The organism is Microbacterium sp. Marseille-Q6965 (assembly GCF_946151065.1).
Lineage (GTDB): Bacteria > Actinomycetota > Actinomycetes > Actinomycetales > Microbacteriaceae > Microbacterium.
This window is the reverse complement of the sequence record NZ_CAMGZA010000002.1, coordinates 396873-420842: the sequence shown is the minus strand read 5'-3', so window position 1 is coordinate 420842 and position 23970 is coordinate 396873. Positions and strand designations below refer to the sequence as shown.

Annotated in this window: 16 protein-coding genes and 2 rRNA genes; 2 read left to right on the top strand and 16 right to left on the bottom strand. The window is 67.9% G+C overall.

The genetic code is table 11. The annotated features are described in order from the left end of the window. Positions 1-60: 60 nt before the first annotated feature. The 10 genes from N8N77_RS08460 to argC all read right to left on the bottom strand — a co-directional run bounded on the left by N8N77_RS08460 (position 61) and on the right by argC (position 14666). Positions 61-3167, bottom strand: a 23S ribosomal RNA gene (locus tag N8N77_RS08460). 337 nt (positions 3168-3504) lie between these two features. Further along, positions 3505-5029: ribosomal RNA gene (locus N8N77_RS08455) — 16S ribosomal RNA — on the bottom strand. The 16S and 23S rRNA genes sit together here, the layout of an rRNA operon. A gap of 497 nt (positions 5030-5526) precedes the next feature. After that, on the bottom strand, positions 5527-6828 hold the full coding sequence (tyrS, locus tag N8N77_RS08450) for a tyrosine--tRNA ligase (RefSeq protein WP_261166207.1): 1302 nt from the start codon (positions 6826-6828) through the stop codon (positions 5527-5529). A 54-nt stretch (positions 6829-6882) separates the two neighbouring features. Then, a complete protein-coding gene (argH, locus tag N8N77_RS08445; RefSeq protein WP_261166402.1) occupies positions 6883-8304 on the bottom strand; it encodes an argininosuccinate lyase in 1422 nt (473 codons plus the stop codon). 2 nt (positions 8305-8306) lie between these two features. After that, positions 8307-9428 (bottom strand): heparan-alpha-glucosaminide N-acetyltransferase domain-containing protein, encoded by a 1122-nt coding sequence (locus N8N77_RS08440; protein WP_261166206.1) that lies wholly within the window; start codon positions 9426-9428, stop codon positions 8307-8309. A 1-nt stretch (position 9429) separates the two neighbouring features. Beyond that, complete coding sequence (gene argF / locus N8N77_RS08435; protein WP_261166205.1) at positions 9430-10353, bottom strand: ornithine carbamoyltransferase; 924 nt, start codon at positions 10351-10353, stop codon at positions 9430-9432. Further along, positions 10350-11573 carry an acetylornithine transaminase gene (locus N8N77_RS08430; RefSeq protein ID WP_261166204.1) on the bottom strand — a complete coding sequence of 408 codons (1224 nt, stop codon included), beginning with the start codon at positions 11571-11573 and terminating at the stop codon, positions 10350-10352. Before N8N77_RS08430 ends, argF begins: the two co-directional genes overlap by 4 nt. Next, positions 11570-12472: an acetylglutamate kinase gene (gene argB, locus N8N77_RS08425; protein WP_261166203.1), complete on the bottom strand. Its 903-nt coding sequence runs from the start codon at positions 12470-12472 to the stop codon at positions 11570-11572. The genes N8N77_RS08430 and argB overlap by 4 nt, the downstream gene beginning before the upstream one ends. Then, on the bottom strand, positions 12469-13626 hold the full coding sequence (gene argJ, locus N8N77_RS08420) for a bifunctional glutamate N-acetyltransferase/amino-acid acetyltransferase ArgJ (RefSeq protein WP_261166201.1): 1158 nt from the start codon (positions 13624-13626) through the stop codon (positions 12469-12471). Before argJ ends, argB begins: the two co-directional genes overlap by 4 nt. After that, positions 13623-14666, bottom strand: coding sequence for an N-acetyl-gamma-glutamyl-phosphate reductase (gene argC, locus N8N77_RS08415; RefSeq protein ID WP_261166200.1), 1044 nt, complete (start codon positions 14664-14666; stop codon positions 13623-13625). Before argC ends, argJ begins: the two co-directional genes overlap by 4 nt. A gap of 301 nt (positions 14667-14967) precedes the next feature. Here argC and N8N77_RS08410 point away from each other — a divergent pair, with 301 nt between their 5' ends. Both N8N77_RS08410 and N8N77_RS08405 read left to right on the top strand, forming a co-directional pair. Next, positions 14968-15636: a protein-L-isoaspartate(D-aspartate) O-methyltransferase gene (locus tag N8N77_RS08410; protein ID WP_261166198.1), complete on the top strand. Its 669-nt coding sequence runs from the start codon at positions 14968-14970 to the stop codon at positions 15634-15636. Between the two features lie 37 nt (positions 15637-15673). Next, a complete protein-coding gene (locus N8N77_RS08405; protein ID WP_261166197.1) occupies positions 15674-16804 on the top strand; it encodes an AAA family ATPase in 1131 nt (376 codons plus the stop codon). Positions 16805-16864: 60 nt separating this feature from the next. Here the strand turns inward: N8N77_RS08405 and pheT are convergent, their stop codons facing one another. The 6 genes from pheT to N8N77_RS08375 form a co-directional block, all read right to left on the bottom strand. Further along, positions 16865-19363 carry a phenylalanine--tRNA ligase subunit beta gene (gene pheT, locus N8N77_RS08400; protein WP_261166196.1) on the bottom strand — a complete coding sequence of 833 codons (2499 nt, stop codon included), beginning with the start codon at positions 19361-19363 and terminating at the stop codon, positions 16865-16867. Continuing rightward, entirely contained in the window at positions 19363-20403 is a 1041-nt protein-coding gene (gene pheS / locus N8N77_RS08395; protein ID WP_261166194.1) for a phenylalanine--tRNA ligase subunit alpha, read from the bottom strand. Before pheS ends, pheT begins: the two co-directional genes overlap by 1 nt. Before the next feature lie 106 nt (positions 20404-20509). Next, a complete protein-coding gene (locus tag N8N77_RS08390; RefSeq protein ID WP_261166193.1) occupies positions 20510-21478 on the bottom strand; it encodes an amino acid ABC transporter permease in 969 nt (322 codons plus the stop codon). Then, entirely contained in the window at positions 21475-22122 is a 648-nt protein-coding gene (locus N8N77_RS08385) for an amino acid ABC transporter permease (RefSeq protein ID WP_261166191.1), read from the bottom strand. The genes N8N77_RS08390 and N8N77_RS08385 overlap by 4 nt, the downstream gene beginning before the upstream one ends. An 82-nt stretch (positions 22123-22204) precedes the next feature. After that, entirely contained in the window at positions 22205-23116 is a 912-nt protein-coding gene (locus N8N77_RS08380) for a glutamate ABC transporter substrate-binding protein (protein ID WP_261166190.1), read from the bottom strand. 60 nt (positions 23117-23176) lie between these two features. Continuing rightward, a complete protein-coding gene (locus N8N77_RS08375; protein WP_261166189.1) occupies positions 23177-23917 on the bottom strand; it encodes an amino acid ABC transporter ATP-binding protein in 741 nt (246 codons plus the stop codon). Positions 23918-23970: the final 53 nt, after the last annotated feature.

Sequence of the window (23970 nt, the reverse complement as noted above, 5' to 3'; positions counted from 1 at the left end):
GTGTGGTGCCCGTACATCGGGAACCACATAGTGGACGCGAACACGCATAAAGAATGAGTGATTTGTAAGTCGTCGGCTTATTAGTACCAGTCAGCTACACACATTGCTGTGCTTCCACGTCTGGCCTATCAACCCAGTAGTCTGCTGGGAGCCTCTCACCCACAAGGGGCATGGAAGTCTCATCTTGAGGCCGGCTTCCCGCTTAGATGCTTTCAGCGGTTATCCATCCCGAACGTAGCCAAACAGCGGTGCCCTTGGCAGGACAACTGTCACACCAGAGGTTCGTCCAACCCGGTCCTCTCGTACTAGGGTCAGATCCTCTCAAACTTCCTACGCGCGCAGCGGATAGGGACCGAACTGTCTCACGACGTTCTAAACCCAGCTCGCGTACCGCTTTAATGGGCGAACAGCCCAACCCTTGGGACCTACTCCAGCCCCAGGATGCGACGAGCCGACATCGAGGTGCCAAACCATGCCGTCGATATGGACTCTTGGGCAAGATCAGCCTGTTATCCCCGAGGTACCTTTTATCCGTTGAGCGACAGCGCTTCCACAAGCCACTGCCGGATCACTAGTCCCGACTTTCGTCCCTGCTCGACCTGTCAGTCTCACAGTCAAGCTCCCTTGTGCACTTACACTCGCCACCTGATTGCCAACCAGGTTGAGGGAACCTTTGGGCGCCTCCGTTACTCTTTGGGAGGCAACCGCCCCAGTTAAACTACCCACCAGGCACTGTCCCTGAACCGGATCACGGTTCGAAGTTAGACATCCAGAGTGACCAGAGTGGTATTTCAACAACGACTCCACGAACACTGGCGTGTCCGCTTCAAAGTCTCCCACCTATCCTACACAAGCCACACCGAACACCAATACCAAGCTGTAGTAAAGGTCACGGGGTCTTTCCGTCCTGCTGCGCGTAACGAGCATCTTTACTCGTAATGCAATTTCGCCGAGTTCGTGGTTGAGACAGTTGGGAAGTCGTTACGCCATTCGTGCAGGTCGGAACTTACCCGACAAGGAATTTCGCTACCTTAGGATGGTTATAGTTACCACCGCCGTTTACCGGGGCTTAAATTCAGAGCTTCGCCTTGCGGCTAACCCGTCCTCTTAACCTTCCGGCACCGGGCAGGCGTCAGTCCGTATACATCGTCTTGCGACTTGGCACGGACCTGTGTTTTTAATAAACAGTCGCTACCCACTGGTCTCTGCGGCCCACACACGCTTTCGGAGCAAGTCCTAATACGCGCTGGGCCCCCCTTCTCCCGAAGTTACGGGGGCATTTTGCCGAGTTCCTTAACCACGATTATCTCGATCTCCTTGGTATTCTCTACCTGACCACCTGAGTCGGTTTGGGGTACGGGCGGCTGGAACCTCGCGTCGATGCTTTTCTCGGCAGCTGAGGATCACCCACTTTTTATCCGCATCGTGTCTCAGCCTGAATGAGAGGCGGATTTGCCTACCTCTCGGCCTACGCACTTGCACCAGGACAACCATCGCCTGGCTTGGGCTACCTTCCTGCGTCACACCTGTTAATACGCTAACCGCACCAGCATGGGGTCGCGCGCTCCACCAGCCGGCGTCACCCGAAGGTGACAGTGACTGGCTTTGGGCGCTTAGCACCACTGGATTGGTTGGGGCGGTTCTTCGCCGGTACGGGAATATCAACCCGTTGTCCATCGACTACGCCTGTCGGCCTCGCCTTAGGTCCCGACTTACCCAGGGAAGATTAGCTTGACCCTGGAACCCTTGGTCTTTCGGAGGACGTGTTTCTCACACGTCATTCGCTACTCATGCCTGCATTCTCACTCGTGTGGCCTCCACGGCTGGATCACTCCGCCGCTTCACCGCCCACACGACGCTCTCCTACCCATCAACACGGCTGGACCACGAAGGCCTGCCAAAAGTGTCAATGCCGCAACTTCGGTGGTGTGCTTGAGCCCCGTTACATTGTCGGCGCGGAATCACTTGACCAGTGAGCTATTACGCACTCTTTCAAGGGTGGCTGCTTCTAAGCCAACCTCCTGGTTGTCTAAGCAACTCCACATCCTTTCCCACTTAGCACACGCTTTGGGACCTTAGTTGGCGATCTGGGTTGTTTCCCTCTCGACTATGAAGCTTATCCCCCACAGTCTCACTGCTGCGCTCTCACTTACCGGCATTCGGAGTTTGGCTGACGTCAGTAACCTGGTAGGGCCCATCGGCCATCCAGTAGCTCTACCTCCGGCAAGAAACACGCAACGCTGCACCTAAATGCATTTCGGAGAGAACCAGCTATCACGAAGTTTGATTGGCCTTTCACCCCTATCCACAGCTCATCCCCTCAGTTTTCAACCTAAGTGGGTTCGGCCCTCCACGACGTCTTACCGTCGCTTCAGCCTGGCCATGGATAGATCACTTCGCTTCGGGTCTAGGACACGCGACTGAATCGCCCTATTCAGACTCGCTTTCGCTACGGCTCCCCCACACGGGTTAACCTCGCCACGTATCACTAACTCGCAGGCTCATTCTTCAAAAGGCACGCCGTCACCCCTACTAAGGAGGCTCCGACGGTTTGTAAGCAAACGGTTTCAGGTACTATTTCACTCCCCTCCCGGGGTACTTTTCACCTTTCCCTCACGGTACTTGTCCGCTATCGGTCATCTGGGAGTATTTAGGCTTATCAGGTGGTCCTGACAGATTCACACGGGATTTCTCGGGCCCCGTGCTACTTGGGATCCCCACCACGCCAGAACACGCATTTCGACTACAGGGCTGGCACCTTCTCTGGCCGGCCATTCAAGACCGTTCGTCTATACGCTTCTGTAACGTCGACCCTGCGGCAGCAGAATCAAGTAGGTCCCACAACCCCGAACGTGCAACGCCTGCCGGCTATCACACACGCCCGGTTTAGCCTCTTCCGCTTTCGCTCGCCACTACTCACGGAATCACTGTTGTTTTCTCTTCCTGTGGGTACTGAGATGTTTCACTTCCCCACGTTCCCTCTACCCGCCCTATATATTCAGGCGGGAGTCACCAGGTCGCACAAGTACGCCTGGCGGGGTTTCCCCATTCGGACATCCACGGATCAAAGCTTGCTTATCAGCTCCCCGAGGCTTATCGCAGATTGCTACGTCCTTCTTCGGCTCCAGATGCCAAGGCATCCACCGTTTGCTCTTAAAGACTTGAAATCACATGAGCCATAAAACAAAAATGTTCTATGTTCGCTTCTTTAAGATGCTCGCGTCCACTGTGTAGTTCTCAAAGTACGGGCGGCACTCATCCGCAACCGGAAACCGGTCTCAGGACGAGCCCAGAAGTCCCAGGAAATGCTCCCGGTCCTTCAGGACCCAACAGCGTGCAGCCACCCCGCTCCCCAACCAATCCGTTCCAGCCACCGAAGTGACGTACTAGAACCAGTCAGCCGCGCTGATGGCATGTCAAATGTTCCACCCATGAGCTAACCAGCGAGACACATTCGGTCTCGACCTGGCGCCTGGACACCCGAGAGTGCCAGATGCTCCTTAGAAAGGAGGTGATCCAGCCGCACCTTCCGGTACGGCTACCTTGTTACGACTTAGTCCTAATTACCGATCCCACCTTCGACGGCTCCCTCCACAAGGGTTAGGCCACCGGCTTCAGGTGTTACCGACTTTCATGACTTGACGGGCGGTGTGTACAAGACCCGGGAACGTATTCACCGCAGCGTTGCTGATCTGCGATTACTAGCGACTCCGACTTCATGAGGTCGAGTTGCAGACCTCAATCCGAACTGGGACCGGCTTTTTGGGATTCGCTCCACCTCACGGTATTGCAGCCCTTTGTACCGGCCATTGTAGCATGCGTGAAGCCCAAGACATAAGGGGCATGATGATTTGACGTCATCCCCACCTTCCTCCGAGTTGACCCCGGCAGTATCCCCTGAGTTCCCACCATTACGTGCTGGCAACAGAGAACGAGGGTTGCGCTCGTTGCGGGACTTAACCCAACATCTCACGACACGAGCTGACGACAACCATGCACCACCTGTATACGAGTGTCCAAAGAGTTGACTATTTCTAGCCCGTTCTCGTATATGTCAAGCCTTGGTAAGGTTCTTCGCGTTGCATCGAATTAATCCGCATGCTCCGCCGCTTGTGCGGGTCCCCGTCAATTCCTTTGAGTTTTAGCCTTGCGGCCGTACTCCCCAGGCGGGGAACTTAATGCGTTAGCTGCGTCACGGAAACCGTGGAAAGGTCCCCACAACTAGTTCCCAACGTTTACGGGGTGGACTACCAGGGTATCTAAGCCTGTTCGCTCCCCACCCTTTCGCTCCTCAGCGTCAGTTACGGCCCAGAGATCTGCCTTCGCCATCGGTGTTCCTCCTGATATCTGCGCATTCCACCGCTACACCAGGAATTCCAATCTCCCCTACCGCACTCTAGTCTGCCCGTACCCACTGCAGGCTGGAGGTTGAGCCTCCAGTTTTCACAGCAGACGCGACAAACCGCCTACGAGCTCTTTACGCCCAATAATTCCGGATAACGCTTGCGCCCTACGTATTACCGCGGCTGCTGGCACGTAGTTAGCCGGCGCTTTTTCTGCAGGTACCGTCACTCTCGCTTCTTCCCTGCTAAAAGAGGTTTACAACCCGAAGGCCGTCATCCCTCACGCGGCGTTGCTGCATCAGGCTTTCGCCCATTGTGCAATATTCCCCACTGCTGCCTCCCGTAGGAGTCTGGGCCGTGTCTCAGTCCCAGTGTGGCCGGTCACCCTCTCAGGCCGGCTACCCGTCGACGCCTTGGTGAGCCATTACCTCACCAACAAGCTGATAGGCCGCGAGCCCATCCCCAACCGAAAAATCTTTCCCACCACAGAACATGCGTTCATGGTGCATATCCGGTATTAGCAGCCGTTTCCGGCTGTTATCCCAGAGTCAGGGGCAGGTTGCTCACGTGTTACTCACCCGTTCGCCACTAATCCACCAGAGCAAGCCCCGGCTTCATCGTTCGACTTGCATGTGTTAAGCACGCCGCCAGCGTTCATCCTGAGCCAGGATCAAACTCTCCGTAAAAAACGAATGCCACAACAAGACCGGGAAAACGGTCACCGCTGCAGCGAGTTCAATCATGACCAAAAACGGATGTCAAAACTGACTTCCAATTACTTGATCCAAAGGAATCTCACGCCCCCGAAGGGACGACGAGGTTATTTGGCATTTGACAAGTGCACGCTGTTGAGTTCTCAAGGATCGGACGCACCCAGCCCTGCAGGTCCCCCTGCAGCCCTCCGGGGCAACTTCACTAGTTTATCTCGCTCTCCCGCCTTGTCAAACCGACACGCCGTGTCGCTTGACTGCCTCGGAGAGTGAGGCTCCCATCCTAGGTCGCGAGACCGGGCGACTCAAGGTCGCTGTTCGGGTGGGAGTGTCGCTTGCTTGGGGTGGGAGCCTTCCGGCTCAACCTCACCGCTTGGCGGCGACAAGGGAATACATTACGCGGATCCCACCGGGTCGGCAAACCGGCGCTGCATCCCGGGCGTGTCGTGCGCCCCTCTCGCCTGATCAGAGGGTCATTCGCGCACGAAGACGCCCGCGAGCGCCTTCTTGCCCCGCCGCAGCACGGACACTCCCCCGGGCAACGCGCCCGTCACGGTCGCGTCCTCCGACTCGACCCGCGCGCCATCGATCGAGACCCCGCCCTGGTCGACGGCACGCCGCGCCTCGGACAGCGAGGTGACGAGCCCGGTCTCGACAAGCGCGCGCAGCACGGGCGTGCCGGCAGCGAGCGTTGCGTTCGGGAGCTCGCGCAGCGCCGACGCGAGGGTATCCGCATCGAGCGCCGCCAGGTCGCCCTTCCCGAAGAGCGCCTCGGACGCCGCGATCGCCTTCTCGGCCGCCTCCCGCCCGTGCACCGTCGCGGTCACCTCCTGCGCCAGCCGCTTCTGAGCGGCCCGACGGAAGGGCTCGGCCTCGACGAGGCGCTCGTACTCCTCGATCTCCGCGCGCGTCAGGAACGTGAAGACCTTCAGGAGGGTCACCACGATCGCGTCATCGGCGTTGAGCCAGAACTGGTACATCGCGTAGGGGCTGCACATCTCCGGGTCGAGCCAGATCGCGTTGCCCTCGCTCTTGCCGAACTTCTTGCCGTCGGCGTCGGTGATGAGCGGGGTCCCGATCGCGTGGACAGAGACGCCCTCGACCCGGTGCACGAGATCGGTGCCACTGGTGAGGTTGCCCCACTGGTCCGATCCGCCCGTCTGCAGCACGCAGCCGTACTGGCGGTACAACTGCAGGAAATCCATGCCCTGCAGGATCTGGTAGCTGAACTCGGTGTAGCTGATGCCCGACTCGGAGTTCAGGCGTGCGCTCACGGAGTCCTTCTTCAGCATCGTGCCGACGCGGAAGTGCTTGCCGATGTCGCGGAGGAAGTCGATCGCGCTCAGCGGCGCCGTCCAGTCGAGGTTGTTGACGATCCGCGCCGCGTTGTCACCCTCGAAGCTGAGGAACCGCTCGACCTGCCCACGCAGTCTCGCCACCCAGGACGCGACCGTGTCGGCGTCGTTCAGCGTGCGCTCCGCCGTGGGCTTGGGATCACCGATGAGCCCCGTCGCGCCCCCGACGAGCCCCAGGGGGCGATGACCGGCGAGCTGCAGGCGGCGCATCGTGAGGAGCTGCACGAGGTTGCCCAGGTGCAGGCTCGGCGCCGTCGGGTCGAACCCGCAGTAGTAGACGATCGGGTCGCCGCCGAGCAGCTCGCGCAGCTCGTCCTGATCCGTGGAGACGTGGACCAGTCCACGCCACACCAGCTCGTCGAAGACGTTCTCGAACGTCGGGTCGTTCGCCTGCACGGCGACGTCGGTCACTGCGGTCACCGTTCCAGCCTAAACGGCCGGGCCACGGCCCCGTTCATACCCGGCGGCGGCGCCTCACAGTCCGAGCGCGTGCACCGCGCGCTGGGCGCACGCCACGAGCTCGGCCCGCTGCTCCGAGACCCGGTCGGGCGCCGTGCCGCCGGTGCCGGCGCGCGACCCGACGGAGCCCTCGATGGTGAGGACCTCGCGCACCTCGGGTGTCAGGTGCTCGGAGACCGAAGCGAGCAGCGCGTCATCGGCGTCCTCCAGCCCGATGCCGCGCTCCTCGCAGGCTCGCACCAGCGCTCCGGAGATCTCGTGCGCGTCGCGGAAGGGCACGCGCCGCTTCACGAGCCACTCCGCCACGTCGGTCGCGAGGGAGAAGCCCTCGGGGGCGAGAGAGGCCATGCGCTCCGTGTCGAAGCGGAGGGTGGCGACCATGCCCGTGAAGGCCGGCAGCAGGACCTCCAGCGTCGTGACGGAGTCGAAGACGGGCTCCTTGTCCTCCTGCAGGTCACGGTTGTAGGCCAGCGGCAGCGCCTTGAGGGTGGCGAGCAGGCCCGTGAGGTTGCCGATGAGCCGCCCCGACTTGCCCCGCGCGAGCTCGGCGATGTCGGGGTTCTTCTTCTGCGGCATGATGCTCGAGCCGGTGGAATACCCGTCGTCGAGGGTCACGAACCCGAACTCGCGCGTGTTCCACAGGATGATCTCCTCGGCCAGCCGCGAGACGTCGATGCCGATCTGCGCCGCGATGTAGGCGAACTCGGCGACGACATCGCGGGCGGCCGTGCCGTCGATCGAGTTCTGCGAGGGCCGGTCGAGGCCGAGCTCCGCCGCGACGAGCTGCGGGTCGAGGCCCAGGGTGGAACCGGCGAGCGCGCCTCCGCCGTACGGCGACGCTCCGGCGCGGGCGCGCCAGTCGCGCAGCCGCTCCAGGTCGCGCACCAGCGGCCACGCGTGCGCCTGCAGGTGGTGCGCGAGCAGCACCGGCTGTGCGTGCTGCAGGTGCGTGCGGCCCGGCATGATCGCGCCCGGATGCGCGTCGGCCTGTGCGACGAGCGCATCGACGAGGGCCAGCACCTCCTTGGCGATCACTCGCGCGTGGTCGATCAGATACATGCGCACGAGCGTGGCGATCTGGTCGTTGCGGCTGCGCCCGGCGCGCAGGCGCCCGCCCAGGTCGGCTCCCACCTCGTCGATCAGCGCCGCCTCGAGGGCGCCGTGGACGTCCTCGTCCTCGGGCCGCGGGCGCAGCGTGCCGTCCTGGATGCGCTCGGCGAGGGCGTCGAGGCCCTCGTGCATGCGGCGCTCCTCGTCGGCGCTGAGATAGCCGGCGGCGGCGAGCGCCTTGGCGTGCGCGTGCGAGCCGCGCAGATCGTAGAGCGCGAGGGTCCAGTCGAAGTGTGTCGAGCGGCTGAGCTCCTGCAGCTCGGGCGAGGGTCCGCTCGCGAACCGCCCGCCCCAAAGGGCCCCCTCGTTCGTCCCGTGTCCGCTCATGCTCACTCCTCCAGCCTACGGTGTGGCCCGGTCTGACCCCGCGGGTCGCGCGCGGCCGCGCTCGCGAGGCGCCCGAACGCCCACTCCAGGGGTCCCCGGCCGACGAACAACACCCACGCCGTGCAGGCCAGAAGGGTCGCGATCGTGAAGGGCCAGAAGGGCTCGGAGCCGCGGAAGGCGAACGGGTCCGGATCCGCCCCGACGACGGAGACGGCGAACCACACGACGAACTGCGCCGTGTAGGCGCTCAGCGGCATGGCCCCCACCGCCCGCAGCGGCACGGCGAGCCAGCGCAGCGGCGTGCGGCACAGCAGCACGCACAGGGCGATCGTCGCCATGGCGAAGCCGCCGGAGCCCAGCGCCTCTCCGACGCCGCTGGAGTGCGGCGCACCGTCGAGGGCCGCGCTCCACCCGGCCGGGGCGGCCCAGCGCGCGATCACGCCGTCCCCGACCGCGGCGAGCACCACCCCCGCCGCCAGCAGCATGAGCGCGGTCGCGGGCTCGCGCAGCCGGAGCCGGCCGAGGCCCATGCCCAGCGCGAGGAACGCGGCCCACAGCAGGAACGGGTAGTGCCACCCCAGCGCACCGTCCACGGCGGCGCCGGCGGCGGTGTTCCAGAACGCCGCTTCGTTGATGGCATGCACCGCGAACGGGGCGGCGACCCCGACCACCGCCGCCGCGGCGAACAGCGCGGGCGGCCGCCAGCGGACCGCCGGCATCGCGAGGAGGAACAGGATGCCGTACGCGGGCAGGATCACGATGATCGGCACGGTCGTCGCGCTCAGCAGCACGCCGAGCGTCCAGATGCACAGCGCCCGCACCACCAGCCGCCATCGCGCGGCGGTCGCTTCCCGCGGCGGGAGTCCACGCGAACCGCCGGTGACGAGCGCGATCGACACGCCAGCCAGGGTGGCGAACAGGATCGACGAGCGCCCGTTCGCGATCCCCTCCCAGCTCGTCGGGTCGGTCCAGCGGAAGGCGGGCAGCTCCACCATGTGCGCCGCGAACATGCCGACCACGGCGAGCCCGCGGGCCAGGTCGACGCCGGCCTCCCGCCCGGGCCCGTCGATGCGCGCCCAGTTGCGGCCGATCCTGCCGCCGCGCACCACCGGGCCCGCCGTCATGTCACTGCTGCTTCAGCAGCCAGACGAGCAGTGCCTTCTGGGCGTGCAGGCGGTTCTCGGCCTCGTCCCAAATGACGCTCTGCGGGCCGTCGATCACGTCGGCATCGACCTCGTAGCCGCGGTCGGCCGGAAGACAGTGGATGAAGATCGCGGCGGGATCGGCGAGCGACATGGTCTCCCCGGTCACCTTGTACGCGCCCAGATCGCGCAGGCGCGCGAGCTTCTCCTCCTCCTTGCCCATCGACACCCAGGTGTCGGTGACGACGACGTCGGCACCGGCGGCGGCCTCTCGCGGATCGGCCAGCAGGGTCACCGATCCGCCCGTCTGCGCCGCGATCCGCGCGGCGTCGGCGACGACGTCCTCGCGCGGCGCGTATGCCTCCGGCGAGGCGATCCGCACGTGCATGCCGGCCATCGCGCCGGCGAGGGCGTACGAGTGCCCCATGTTGCTGCGTCCGTCGCCGAAGAACGACAGCGTGAGCCCCTTCAGCTCGCCCTTGTGCTCGCGGATCGTCAGCAGATCGGCCAGCAGCTGGCAGGGGTGGAAGTCGTCGCTCAGGGCGTTGATCACGGGCACGCGCGTGCCCTCGGCCATCTCCTCGAGTCCCGCCTGCGCGTAGGTACGCCACACGATCGCCGCCACCTGCCGCTCGAGCACGCGCGCGGTGTCGGCGGGGGTCTCCTTGCCGCCCAGCTGGCTGTTGGCCGTCGAGATGATGAGCGGGGATCCGCCCAGATCGGCGATGCCGACGGCGAACGAGACCCGCGTGCGCGTGGAGGACTTGTCGAAGATCACCGCGACGGTCTGGGGCCCCTCGAGCGGCTTCTGCGACCATCGGTCGGCCTTGAGCTGCGCGGCGAGGTCGAGGATCTCCGCCTGCTCGGCGGGGGTGATGCTGTCATCGCGCAGGAAGTGGCGGGTCATGCGGGAATCTCCTGGGTCCGGTGGGCGGCGACGGCGGCGAGCGCGTCGCGGAAGAGGGTGAGGAACTCGTCGATCTCGGCGTCGCCGATGGTGTAGGCGGGCGCGAGCCGGATCGTGTCGGGCGCGGGCGCGTTCACGATCAGCCCGCGCTCCAGCGCTGCGGCGACGACGTCGGACGCGACCGGGGCGGACAGGGCGATGCCGATCAGCAGACCGGCGCCCCGCGTGCCGGCGACCAGCGGCAGCTCGGCGACCGCCTCGCGCAGCTGGGCGCCGCGCGCCGCGACGTTGGCGAGCAGCCCCTCCTCCTCGATGTGGGCGAGCACGGCATCGGCCGCATGTGCGGCGAGCGGGTTCCCGCCGAAGGTCGAGTTGTGGGTGCCGGGATAGAACAGCTCGCTCGCGGCGCCGAACGTGATCAGTCCGCCGAGCGGGAAGCCTGCGGCGACGCTCTTGGCGAAGGTCACGGCATCGGGCAGGGCACCCTCGGGCAGCATGCCCGGCAGCTGGAACGCGAACCACTCCCCCGTGCGCCCCGCGCCCGTCTGCACCTCGTCGAGGATGAGCAGCGCGTCGTGCTCGGTGGCCAGCTCGCGGGCGCGGGCGAGGAAACCGGCGGGCAGCTCCCGCACGCCCGCCTCGCCCTGGATCGGCTCGATGACGACGGCCGCGACGCCGCCCTGCGCGAACGCCGCCTCCAGCGCGTCGATCGTGCGGGCGATCGCCTTGGCGCCCGGCATGAGCGGCGCGAACGGGTCCTGGTACGCGGCCTTCGGGGTGATGGACAGCGCCCCCGTCGTGCGGCCATGGAAGGCGCCCTCGAGGCACAGGATGGTGTGCGCGCCCCGCGGCGCGCCGTGCAGTCGGGCGAGCTTGAGCGCCGTCTCGTTGGCCTCGCTGCCCGAGTTGGCCAGGAACACCCGGCCGGTTTCGCCGGTGCCGGCGAGCCGCTTCAAACGGGCTGCCAGCTCCAGCTGCGGCCGGGAGGTGAAGTAGTTGGACACGTGGGCGAGCGTCGCGGCCTGGCGCGAGACCGCCTCGACGAACACCGGGTGCGCGTGCCCGAGGCAGTTCACCGCGATCCCGCCGAGGAAGTCGAGATACCGCCGACCCTCGTCGTCCCACACGTGCGATCCCTCGCCGCGCTCGAACAGGCGCGGCCGCGGGCCCAGGCTCATGAGGTCGCGCTCGGCGGCCGCCTTCCAGTCCGCGTTCGTCATGCCACGACCTCCGTTCCGATGCCCTCGCTGGTGAACAGCTCGACGAGCACCGAGTGCGGCACCCGCCCGTCGATGATCGACGCCTTCTGCACGCCGCCCTCCACCGCGTCGAGGCACGCCTGCATCTTCGGGATCATCCCCGACTCGAGCTTCGGCATGAGCGCGCGCAGCTCGGCCGCGCGCAGATGCGAGACGAGCGAGTCGCGGTTGGGCCAGTCCGCGTACAGGCCCGGCACGTCGGTCAGGATGACGAACTTCTTAGCCCCCAGGGCGCGGGCGAGGGCCGCCGCGGCCGCGTCGGCGTTGATGTTGAGCGTCTGGCCCGGGTTGTCCAGGTCGGGGGCGACGCCCGCGACCACCGGAATGCGGTCGGCCCTGAGGTGATCCAGGACGGGCGTGGGGTCGACCTCGACGACGTCGCCCACGAGCCCCAGCCCCTGCTCGACGCCGTCGATGACCACGCCGCGGCGACGACCGCCGAACAGTGCCGCGTCCTCGCCGGAGACGCCGACCGCGAAGGGGCCGTGGGCGTTGATCTTGGCGACGAGCTGCGGGTTGATCTGTCCGGTCAGGACCATGCGCACGACCGAGATGGCCTCCGTCGACGTCACGCGGTAGCCGCCCTTGAACTCGCTGGGGATGGCCAGCCGGTCGAGCATGTGCGAGATCTGGGGGCCGCCGCCGTGCACGACGACCGGCTTGACGCCCACGTATCGGAGATAGGCGATGTCCTCGGCGAAGGCGTCCTGCAGCTCCTCGCTGACCATCGCGTTGCCGCCGTACTTCACGACGACCACCTGGTCGCGGTACTGCTTGAGCCATGGCAGCGAATGGATGAGCGTCGTCGCGGTGACGGCGGCTTCCTCGGGCGTGGTCCGCTGCAGGTCGATCTCTCTCATGAGCTGTAGGCGCTGTTCTCGTGGACGTAGGCGTGCGTGAGGTCGTTCGTCAGGATGGTCGCCGTGGCGTCGCCCGCGAACAGATCGATCTCGACGTGGGTCGCGCGGGGCGTGAGATCGACCTCCTCGCGAGGCCGGTCGGGACCTCCCTGGGTGCACACGCGCACGCCGTTCATCCACACGTCCACGTTGTACGGATCGAACGGCGCGCTCGTCGTCCCGATGGCCGCGAGCACGCGCCCCCAGTTGGGGTCGTTGCCGAAGATGGCCGTCTTGAACAGCGCGTTGCGGGCGAGCGCCCGACCCACCTCCACGGCGTCGTCCTCGGTCTGCGCGCCCCTGACCTCGATGAAGATCTCGTGGCTGGCGCCCTCCGCGTCCGCCATCAGCTGGGTCGCGAGGTCGCGGCACAGCTCGGTGAGGGCGGACCGGAAGGCGTCCGCGTCGGGCGCGACCCCGGAGGCGCCGCTGGCCAGGAGGGTGACCTGGTCGTTCGTCGACATCGCGCCGTCCGAGTCGAGGCGATCGAAGGTCACGCGCGTGGCGGCGCGCAGGTGCGCGTCCGCCTGATCGGGCGTCAGCTCGGCGTCGGTGGTGAGCACCACGAGCATCGTGGCCAGCGCCGGGGCGAGCATGCCCGCGCCCTTCGCGATGCCACCGATCGTCCAGCCCTCACCGTGACGGACGGCGGTCTTCGGCACGGTGTCGGTGGTCATGATCGCCGCGGCCGCGTCGTCGCCGCCCTCGGGCGAGAGCGCCGCGATCGCGGCCTCGGTGCCCGCGAGCACCCGCGCGCGGAAGGTCTCGTCGCCGGTGCCGATGAGTCCCGTCGAGCAGACGAGCACGTCGGCCGCACTGACGCCGAGGAGGTCGGCGGCCCGCTCGGCCGTCTGATGAGTCGTCTGGAACCCGAAGGAGCCCGTGAAGCAGTTGGCGCCGCCGGAGTTGAGCACGATCGCCTCGACCGTGCCGTCCTTGATCGCCTCCTGCGACCACAGGATCGGGTTGGCCTTGGCGCGGTTGCTCGTGAACACGGCGGCCCCGGTCTTGCGCGGGCCCCGGTTCACGACGACGGCGACGTCCGGCTTGCCCGTCGACTTCAGCCCGGCGGCCACACCGGCCGCGTCGAATCCTGCGGGTGCGGTCACGCTCACGGCGCCACTCCGTTCACGGTCAGCGCCCTGCCCTCCGGCAGCCCCAGCGCGAGGTTCATCGATTGGATCGCGGCACCCGCCGTCCCCTTCGTGAGGTTGTCGACGGCGGTCACCACCACGACTCGGTTCGCCGCACGGTCGATCGCGAGCCCCATCAGGGCCGTGTTGGCGCCGAGGACGTCGGCCGTGCGCGGCATCTGGCCCTGCGGCAGCAGCTGCACGAAGGTCTCCTCGCCGTACGCGGCCTCCCAGGCGCCGCGGATCTCGGCATCGGTTGCGCCGGCCGCGATGGGCGCCGAGGTCGTGGCGAGGATTCCTCGCGCCATCGGCACGATGACCGGGGTGAAAGAGATCCGGGGATCGGCCGCGCCCGCCGCGCGCAACGCCTGCCGGATCTCGGGGATGTGCCGGTGCGTGCCGCCGACGGCATACGGATTCGCCGTGCCGAGGATCTCGCTCCCCAGCAGGTGCGATTTGAGGCTCTTGCCCGCGCCGGACGGCCCCACCGCCAGCACGGTCACGATGTCGCCGGCATCGATCACGCCCGCGGCCACGCCCGGTGCCATGCTCAACGACACGGTCGACGCATTGCACCCGGGTGCGGCGATGCGTGTGGCTCCCCGCAGCGCGTCGCGCTGCTTCGCGTCACCGACGATGAGCTCGGGCACGCCGTAGGTCCACGGCTCGTGGAAGTCGCCGCCGTAGAACGCATCCCAGTCCTCGCGCGACGTGAGGCGGTGATCGGCTCCGGCGTCGATCACGAGTCCCGCGTCGCCCAGCGCGTCGGTGTACTGTCCCGACTGCCCGTGCGGCAGCGCGAGGAAGACCACGTCGTGCCCCGACAGCACCTCGGGGGTGGTGGGCTGCAGCTCGAGGTGGCGCAGCGACCGAAGGTGCGGCTGATGCGCCACGAGCGGATCGCCGGCGTTCGAATGCGCGGTGACCGTGCGGATCTCGATGTCGGGGTGATCGGCGAGGAGGCGCAGAATCTCTCCGCCCGCGTAGCCAGATGCGCCGGAGACGGCGACCGAGTAGGTCATGACTTCTACCTTATGTCCGTGGGATGCGGGGCCTGATTCGACGGCGGCACCGCTCCCCCGACACGGCGGGACGTCGCGGGCCGCCTAGATTCGGCGGGCGCGCGGACGTCGGCGCGACACGGCGCGGCTCGGAACGAGCAGCGGATCCGTCGCGGACGAGGTCATGCGCGTCAGGCTAGCACGGGGCGGCGCCCGCTCCGTCGCGGCGCCCGCTCCGTCGCGGCGCGGGGGCCACATCCGGATGGTCGACGGTCTTACCCGCGCGGGGAGGCGCGCGTAGCGTTGATGACGGGGTGGTCGCGTGGGCCCGTCATCCGAAGCGGAGTACTCGGCGCACGCCGCGGCGCGGGATCGCATGGTGGCGCTGCACCTGAGAGCGCGAGGCATCCACGACCGCCGCGTGCTCGATGCCATGGCGCGAGTACCGCGAGAGCTCTTCGTCCCGCCCCGGCTGGTGGAAGACGCGTACGCGGACTCCCCCCTTCCCATCGGGAGCGGGCAGACGATCTCGCAGCCCTACGTCGTCGCGCTCACCGCCGAGGCGGCCGGCATCTCCCCCGGCGACCGGGTGCTCGACGTGGGAACCGGATCCGGGTATGCGGCCGCCGTCTACGCCGCGATGGGCGCCGAGGTCCTGTCGGTCGAATACGTGCCCGAGCTGGCCGAGCAGGCGCGCCGGGCTCTGACGGCGGCCGGCTTCGGAGGCGTCGACGTCCTCACGGGCGACGGATCGCGCGGGCTGCCGGCGAGGGCGCCCTTCGACGCGATCCTCTCGGCGGCGGCGGGCGACGAGATCCCCCCGCCCTGGGTCGAGCAACTGACCGACGGCGGGCGCATCGTCATGCCGCTCGAAAGCGGCGCGGGATGGCAGCGCCTGGTGCGGCTGACCCACCTCGCCGGTCGCGACCTCATCGACGATTTCGGCGCCGTGCGGTTCGTGCCGCTGCGTGGCGAGCACGGCATGAGGTGAGCCGGCGGATGTCGCACACCGGCGGCAGGATGGTCGCGTGATCACCACCCTCGCCGTCGCCGGCTATCGCTCCCTCGTCGATCTCGTCGTGCCGCTGGCCCGGGCCACGGTCGTGACGGGCGGCAACGGCTCCGGCAAGAGCAGCCTGTACCGCGCCCTCCGTCTGCTCGCGGCCGCCGCTCAGGGGCGCACGATCGCGGCGCTCGCCGAGGAGGGCGGCCTGGCCTCGGCGCTCTGGGCGGGTCCGGAGACGCCCGGATCGCCGACGGGGACCGTGCGGACGGCGCCGGTCTCGCTGCGCCTGGGCTTCGCCTCCGACGAGCTCGGCTACCTCGTCGACCTCGGGCTGCCGCAGATCGACTCCCGCTCGCTCTTCGTGCGCGACGCCGAGATCAAGCGCGAGCAGGTCTTCGCCGGGCCGTTCGCGAAGCCGGCCACGACCTTCGTCGACCGCGACCGCGCGAGCGTGCGAGTGCGAGATGACGCATGGCGCACCCTTCCGGCGGCGCTCGCCCCGCACGAGTCGATCCTGACCGACGTGACAGACGCCGAGGCGGGGCCGGAGCTGCTGGCGCTGCGCCGCACCCTCTCGTCGTGGCGCTTCTACGATCACTTCCGCACCGACAGGGAGGCGCCCGCGCGGCAGCCGCAGGTCGGCACGCGCGTGCGCCATCTCGCCCACGACGGCGCCGACCTCGCGGCCGCCTGGGCCTCCGCCGAGGACGCCGGGATCGATCTCGCCTCCGACGTGTCGGCGGCCTTCCCCGGCGCCCGCGTGAGCGTGGAGGCGGCCGACGACGGCCGCTTCCGCCTGCGCATGCGCCAGCGCGGCCTGCTCCGGCCCTTGGAGGCGACCGAACTCTCGGACGGCACCCTGCGCTACCTGCTGCTGATCGCCGCCCTGCGCCCGGCGCGGCCGGCGCCGCTCGTCGTGCTCAACGAACCGGAGTCCAGCCTTCACCCCGATCTGCTCGATCCGCTGGCGGCGCTCGTCCGCGAGGCCTCCGACGACACCCAGGTGCTCGTCGTCACCCACGCCGCCCGCCTCGCCGACCGACTGGAGGCCGCGGGGGGCGAGCGCGCCGAGCTCGCCTCGACGGGCGAGGGCACCCGCATCGTCGATCAGCTGCCCCTCGAAGCCCCGCCGTGGCGCTGGCCCTCCCGGTGACACCGCTGCGGACTCCGCCGGCACGCCCCGCTGACGCGTCTGCGGCGGGGCGGCCCGGGATCAGTCGCGGATCTTGGCGCCGAAGCGATGCTCGGCGACCGCCACGCCGGCGAGCTTGGCCGCGGTCGCCTCGGCCGCCGTCAGCGTCCGATCCGGGGCACGGAAGCGCAGCGCGAACGTGAGGCTCTTCGATCCCTCCGGCACCCCCTCGCCGCGGTAGTCGTCGACCAGCCGGATCGACTCCAGCAGCTCCCCCGCACCCTCGGTCAGCGCGCCGCGGAGCTCCGCCGCCGGCAGGGCGGCGTCGACCACGAGCGAGACGTCCTGCGTCGCCGCGGGGTACGTCGACAGCGAGGCGACGACGACCCGCTCTCCGGCGAGCGAGAGCAGCAGGTCGAGGTCCAGCTCCGCTACGATCACCCGCCCGGGCAGGTCGGCATCGGCGGCCACCTGCGGCAGCAGCTCGCCGACGTACCCGACCTCGGCGTCACCGACCGACAGCACGCCGGTGCGGCCGGGATGCAGCGCGGCCCGTGCCGCCTGCGTCACGTCGATCTCCACGCCCGCGGCAACCGCGATGGTGCGGATCGCGTCGAGGGCCACCTCGAGGCCCGCGGCCTCGGCGGCACGGCCGGGCTGCTTCGGCGCGACGTTGCCGGCCAGCAGCAGCGCGACGTGTCGCGGTTGCGGCGGAACCGCGGCGCGCAGGCGCGCGATCATGTCGTCGGACGGCCGCTCGCCGCGCGGCGGGTTGACGTCCGTGCCGTACTCCGTGCCGGGGTCGGGCAGGAAGACGCTGCCCACCTCGAACAGGGCCAGGTCGGTCATGCCCCGAGACAGGTTGCGGTGCGCCGTCTGCAGCAGCCCGGGCACGAGCGAACGGCGCAGGAACGGCGCCGTCTGGTCGAGCGCGTTGGCCAGGCGCACGCTCGGCAGCGGCGCGCCGCTCTCCGAGCCGTGCAGGTCGTTCTGCGCCGCCGCGACGAACGGGAACGACGGCGTCTCGACGAAGCCGATCGCCGCGAGCGCGTTCGCCACGCGGCGGCGGCCCTGCTGTGCCGGCGTGTACCCGCGGCCCGAGGGCGGCGTGGGCAGCACCGAGGGCACCTTGTCGACGTCGTCGACGCGCGCGACCTCTTCGGCCAGCGTCCACTTGTCCGTCAGATCCGGGCGCCACGACGGCGGCGTCACGCTCCAGCCGCCGTCGGTCGCGTCGTCCACGGTGCAGCCGATGAGCTCGAGCGTCTCGCGTATGCGCTCGGGCGCGTAGTCCACGCCGATCAGTCCCGGCACGAAGGCCGCGGGAAGGGCGATCGCCTCGCGCTTGACGACGGCGCCCAGGGAGGAACCGAGCGTGTCGGCGGTGCCGCCGGCCAGCTCCACCATGAGATCCACGACCCGCTGCGCGGCCACCGGCGCGATGAGCGGGTCCACGCCGCGCTCGAAGCGGCGCGAGGCCTCGCTGGGCAGCTTGTGGCGCCGCGCCGTGCGCGCGATCGACACCTGATCGAAGGTGGCCGCCTCCACGAGCACGTTCGTGGTGGTGGCGCTCATCTCGGTCTTCGACCCGCCCATCACACCGGCCAGGCCGATGGGGCCCGACTCATCGGTGATGAGCAGATCCTCGGCGAACAGGGTGCGCGTCTGGCCGTCGAGCGTCTCGAGTGTCTCGCCCTCGCGCGCCCGGCGCACCGTGATGCCGCCCGTGAGCGTGTCGAGGTCGTATCCGTGGATCGGCTGGCCGAGCTCGATCATGACGTAGTTCGTGATGTCGACCAGCAGCGAGATGGACCGCACGCCCGCCAGCGTCAGGCGAGCCACCATCCACGGCGGCGTCGGCCGCGACGCGTCCACCCCGCGCACCACGCGCGTGACGAACTCGCTCGCCCCCACGCGCCCGCGGATGGGCGCCTCGTCGCGGATCGTCGCGGAGAACCCCGACGCGGCCGCGACGTCACTCAGACCGGGGTCGGTGAACCGCGCGCCCGTCGAGAGGGCGTACTCGCGCGCCAGGCCGCGAATGGACAGGGCGTAGCCGCGGTCGGGCGTGACGTTCACGTCGACGGCGACGTCGTCGAGCCCGAGCAGTGCGATGGCGTCCTCGCCGACCTCGGGGTCGATCCCCCACTCGACGAGCCGGATGATGCCGGAGTGCTCCTCGCCCAGGCCGAGCTCCTTGGCCGAGGCGATCATGCCGTCCGAGACGTGCCCGTACGTCTTGCGCGCCGCGATCGGGAAGGGTCCGGGAAGCACGGCCCCCGGCAGCGTCACGACGACCTTGTCGCCGGCGACGAAGTTCGACGCGCCGCACACGATGCCGCGCACACCGCCGTTCGCCTCTCCGACGTCGACCTGGCACCACCGGATCGTCTTGCCGTTCGACTGCGGCTCCTCGACGAACTCGAGCACCCGCCCGACCACGACGGGCCCCGTCACGTCGAAGGAGACGATCTCCTCCTCCTCGAACCCGACGGCGACGAGCGCCGCGAAGACGTCCTCCGGCGTCGCGTCGGCGGGGACCTCGACGAACTCACGCAGCCACGAAAGCGGGACGCGCATCACACCACCATCCCGAACTGCTCGCTGAAGCGCACATCGCCCTCGGCCATGTCGCGCATGTCCTGCACGTCGCTGCGGAACATCAAGGCCCGCTCGATCCCGATCCCGAACGCGAAGCCGCTGTAGACCTCGGGGTCGATCCCCGCCGCGCGGAGCACGTGGGGGTTGACCATGCCGCAGCCGCCCCACTCGATCCAGCGGGCGCCGCCCTTGAAGGTGGGGTGCCACAGGTCGAACTCGGCGCTCGGCTCGGTGAACGGGAAGTAGTTGGTGCGCAGGCGCGTCTTCGCCTCGGGCCCGAACAGCTCCCGCGCGAGGTGATCGAGCGTGCCCTTGAGGTGCGCCATCGTGATGCCCTTGTCGACCACGAGGCCCTCCGCCTGCGTGAACACCGGCAGGTGCGTGGCGTCGAACTCGTCGGTGCGGTACACCTTGCCGGGGCACAGCACGTAGATCGGCAGCTCGCGCTCCAGCATCGAGCGCATCTGCACGGGACTCGTGTGCGTGCGCATCACGAGGTGGCGCTCGACCGGGTCGACGAAGAACGTGTCCTGCATCTGGCGCGCCGGGTGGTCCTCGTCGAGGTTGAGCGCGTCGAAGTTGAACCACTCGTGTTCGAGTTCGGGGCCCTCCGCGATCTCCCACCCCATCCCGACGAAGATGTCGCTGATCTGCTCCTGCAGCAGGCTCATGGGGTGCCGCGCGCCGGTGCGGGTGCGGCTCGGCACGGCCGTGATGTCGATGCGCTCGTCCTCGAGCCGCGCGGCGAGCTCGGCCTGTGCCAGCTCCTCCTCGCGGGCCGCGAACGCCTGGTTCACGCGGCCGCGCGCGGCGCCGACGAGCTTGCCGTACTCGGCCTTGTGCTCCTTGGGCACGTGACGCATCTGCGCGTTGAGCGCGGCCAGCGGGCTGCCGTCCCCCTGATGGGCGGCGCGGGCGGCCTTGAGCGATGCGGTGTCGGTGGCGGCGGCGGCCGCGGCCAGCGCGTCCACCACCGCGGCCTCTACGGCCTCGGGCGTGATCTGGGGTGCATCGGACACGAGAGTCGAGTCTAGTTCGCCCCGGCGCCCGTCCAGACGCCGGCGGCTCTCACACGACAACGCCCCCGGGGATCGTGATCCGCGGGGGCGTCTCGTGGCGCGTCGGTCAGGCCGCACCGCCCGGGTTGCCGCCGTCCTCGCCACGGAAACCGCGCGATGAGCGAGCATCACCGCCGAGGATCTCCGCGTCCTGCTGCGCGATCACCTGCGTGATGGTCGATTCCTCGTGCAGGCGCGGGGCGATCGCGTCCTGCGCGGCCTTCACCCGCGGCGACTTGGCCATGCGCTTCTCGACGAGGCGCGCCACCAGCGACAGCAGGAGGCACATGCCGATGTAGATGCCGCCGATGATGATCGCCGCGGGGATGTACGGCCGGCCGGTCTGGAGGTTGCCGCCGATGAGCTTGGCCACGTAGAGCAGTTCCTCGTACGTGATGATCGAGCCCAGCGCGGTGTCCTTCAGGCAGACGACGAGCTGCGCGAGGATGACCGGCATCATCGCGCGCACGGCCTGCGGCATGAGGATGAAGCTCATCACACCCGACTTGCGCAGTCCGAGGGCGTAGCCCGCCTCGCTCTGGCCACGCGGCAGCGAGTGCACGCCCGCCCGCAGCGCCTCGGCGATCACGGAGCCGTTGTAGGCGATGAGGGCGATCACGACCGCCGCGTACGGCGACATCGAGACCCCGATCGAGGGCAGGCCGTAGTACAGGATCATCATCATGATCAGCACGGGGATCGCCCGGAAGATCTCGGTGATCACCGTGAACGGCACGCGCACCCATGCGTGGTCCGAGAGGCGACCGACCGCGAGCACGAAGGCGAACACGATCGACCCGATGCCCGCCGTGACGAAGGCGAGCACCGTCTGCAGCAGGGCGGGCAGGATCTGGTTCTGCCACACGTAGGTGTAGGAGAACACCGACCACTTCTGCGCCGTGAACTGGCCGGAGTCGATGAACAGCCAGATGAGCCACGCGAAGAGCGCGACGATCGCGACCACCGTCACGATGCCCAGCACCCGGTTGCGCAGAATCGCTCGGGGACCGGGAACGTCGTACAGGACGGAGGTCATCGCATCACCTTCCAGCGGGTCTCGAGCGTTCGCTGCAGCCACGACAGCAGCAGCACCATCACCACGAAGAATCCGGCGATCCACAGCAGGACCACCATCGCGGGCTCGCCGCGCTCCGAGAGGTTGGCGCGCATCGAGCCGAGCTCGACGACCGAGAAGCCGGCGGCGACCGTGGTGTTCTTCAGCAGGGCGATGAACACGCTCATCATCGGCGGCACGATCGAGCGGAACGCCTGCGGCAGCACGATGAGGGTCATCACCTGCCCGAACGGCAGCCCGATGGCGCGGGCCGCCTCGGCCTGCCCGACGGGGACCGTGTTGATGCCGGCCCGGAGCGCCTCCGCGACGTAGGTGGCGGTGTAGAACCCGAGCGCGAGGATCGCGAGCGAGGTGTAGCTCAGGTTGACGAGGTTCAGCGCGGGAAAGCCCAGCGCGAAGAAGAAGAAGATCAGGGTGAGCGGGGTGTTCCGCACGAGGTTGACGTAGGCCGTGCCGACGGCGCGCGCGATCGGCACGGGCGAGACGCGCATGGCGCCCACGATCGTCCCCAACACGAGCGCCATGAGCCCGCTCACGACGAACAACAGCACGGTGTTGCCGAGCGCATCGCGCCACAGATCGAGGTTGTCGATCAGGGTGTCCACGTCCCGCCTCTCCTGGATGTCGTCCGCGGTGGCCGGCCCCTGAGGACCGGCCACCGCGGATGGTGTGAATGACGTCGGTCGATCAGTACCGGTCGACCTCGGGCTGCTCGGGCGTCACGCCCGCGTCGCCCAGCTCCATGTCGAAGATCGCCGACCAGGTGTCGGGGTTCTCCTCGAGCACGGTGTTCATGAAGTCGCGCAGCGCGTCGTCGCCCTTGGGCAGGCCGATGCCGTAGTTCTCGACCGAGAAGGGCTCGCCGACGATCTTCAGCTCCTCCGGGTAGGCCGCGGCGTAGCCGATCAGGATGAGCTCGTCGGTGGTGACGGCATCGACAGTGCCGTTGAGCAGCGCGTCCACGCACTGCGTGTACGTGTCGAACTCCTCGGTCTGCGCCTCGTAGTTGTCGCGGATGTTCTGGATCGGCGTGGAGCCGGTCGCGGAGCAGACCGTGACATCGCTGGTGAGGTCGGCGTCCGACTCGATCTCGCTGTCGGCCGCGACGAGCAGGCCCTGCCCGGTCACGAAGTACGGACCCGCGAAGTCGATCTGCTCCTTGCGCGCGTCCGTGATCGAGTAGGTGCCGACGTAGAAGTCGATGTCGCCGTTGACGATGGCCTGCTCACGGTTGGCCGACGGAATCGCCTGCCACTCGATCTGGTCCTCGCCGAAGCCGAGCTCGGCGGCCATCCAGCGCGCGATCTCGACGTCGAAGCCGGTGCGCTCACCGGTCGTGGCGTCGAGGTAGCCGAGTCCGGGCTGGTCCTCCTTGACACCGATGCGGACCTCGCCCGCCTCGACCATCCGGTCGTACGTCGGGCTGCCCTCGAGCGTGACGTCGCTGGCGACCTCGTAGGGCTTCTCCGAAGCCGCATCGCCCGAGTCGCCGCCGTCGTTGCCGCTGCCGCCGCCGGGGGTGCCGCTGTTGCAGGCCGTCAGGGCCAGCAGCGCGGTGGCCGCGATGCCGACCGCCGCGAGATTGCGGATCTTTCGCATGATTCCTCCTGGTTGGGAAGGCTCCGCTGCTGTGTTGCGGAACCGGGTGGGAGTCTCGTCTCAGTGAGTGATGAGCTTCGAGAGGAAGTCCTTGGCGCGCCCCGACTGCGGGTTGGTGAAGAACTCGTCGGGCCTGGCCTGCTCGACGATCTCTCCGTCGGCCATGAACACGACGCGGTCGGCGGCCTTGCGGGCGAAGCCCATCTCGTGGGTCACGACGATCATCGTCATGCCCTCCTTAGCGAGGGTGACCATGACGTCGAGCACCTCATTGATCATCTCGGGGTCGAGCGCGCTGGTGGGCTCGTCGAAGAGCATGACCTTGGGCTGCATGGCGAGAGCTCGCGCGATCGCGACGCGCTGCTGCTGACCGCCGGAGAGCTGGGCCGGGAGCTTGTCGGCCTGGTGACCCACGCCGACGCGATCCAGCAGGCGGCGCGCCTCCTTCTCGGCGTCGGCCTTGCTGAGCCCGCGCACCTTGATCGGCCCGAGGGTGACGTTCTCGAGGATCGTCAGGTGGGCGAAGAGGTTGAAGGACTGGAAGACCATCCCGACCTCGGCCCGCAGCTTCGCGAGCGCCTTGCCCTCCTTGGGCAGTTCCGCCCCGTCGATGCGGATCGAACCGCTCGTGATCGTCTCGAGCCGGTTGATCGTGCGGCACAGCGTCGACTTGCCGGACCCCGACGGGCCGATCACCACGACGACCTCGCCCGCATCGACGGTGAGGTTGATGTTCTTCAGTGCGTGGAAGTCGCCATAGTGCTTCTGCACGTTCTCCACGACGACAAGGGGCTCAGCCATGCGAATCACACTAGAGCCACGACGAGGCAACGACCAATCGGGGGTACCCGCTT

Excerpts from the sequence above, each read along its gene's own strand:
- argH (WP_261166402.1), bottom strand. The coding sequence starts at position 8,304 with ATGAGCGGACACGGGACGAACGAGGGGGCCCTTTGGGGCGGGCGGTTC.
- N8N77_RS08440 (WP_261166206.1), bottom strand. The coding sequence starts at position 9,428 with ATGACGGCGGGCCCGGTGGTGCGCGGCGGCAGGATCGGCCGCAACTGG.
- argF (WP_261166205.1), bottom strand. The coding sequence starts at position 10,353 with ATGACCCGCCACTTCCTGCGCGATGACAGCATCACCCCCGCCGAGCAG.
- N8N77_RS08430 (WP_261166204.1), bottom strand. The coding sequence starts at position 11,573 with ATGACGAACGCGGACTGGAAGGCGGCCGCCGAGCGCGACCTCATGAGC.
- argB (WP_261166203.1), bottom strand. The coding sequence starts at position 12,472 with ATGAGAGAGATCGACCTGCAGCGGACCACGCCCGAGGAAGCCGCCGTC.
- argC (WP_261166200.1), bottom strand. The coding sequence starts at position 14,666 with ATGACCTACTCGGTCGCCGTCTCCGGCGCATCTGGCTACGCGGGCGGA.
- pheT (WP_261166196.1), bottom strand. The coding sequence starts at position 19,363 with ATGCGCGTCCCGCTTTCGTGGCTGCGTGAGTTCGTCGAGGTCCCCGCC.
- N8N77_RS08390 (WP_261166193.1), bottom strand. The coding sequence starts at position 21,478 with ATGACCTCCGTCCTGTACGACGTTCCCGGTCCCCGAGCGATTCTGCGC.
- N8N77_RS08380 (WP_261166190.1), bottom strand. The coding sequence starts at position 23,116 with ATGCGAAAGATCCGCAATCTCGCGGCGGTCGGCATCGCGGCCACCGCG.
- N8N77_RS08375 (WP_261166189.1), bottom strand. The coding sequence starts at position 23,917 with ATGGCTGAGCCCCTTGTCGTCGTGGAGAACGTGCAGAAGCACTATGGC.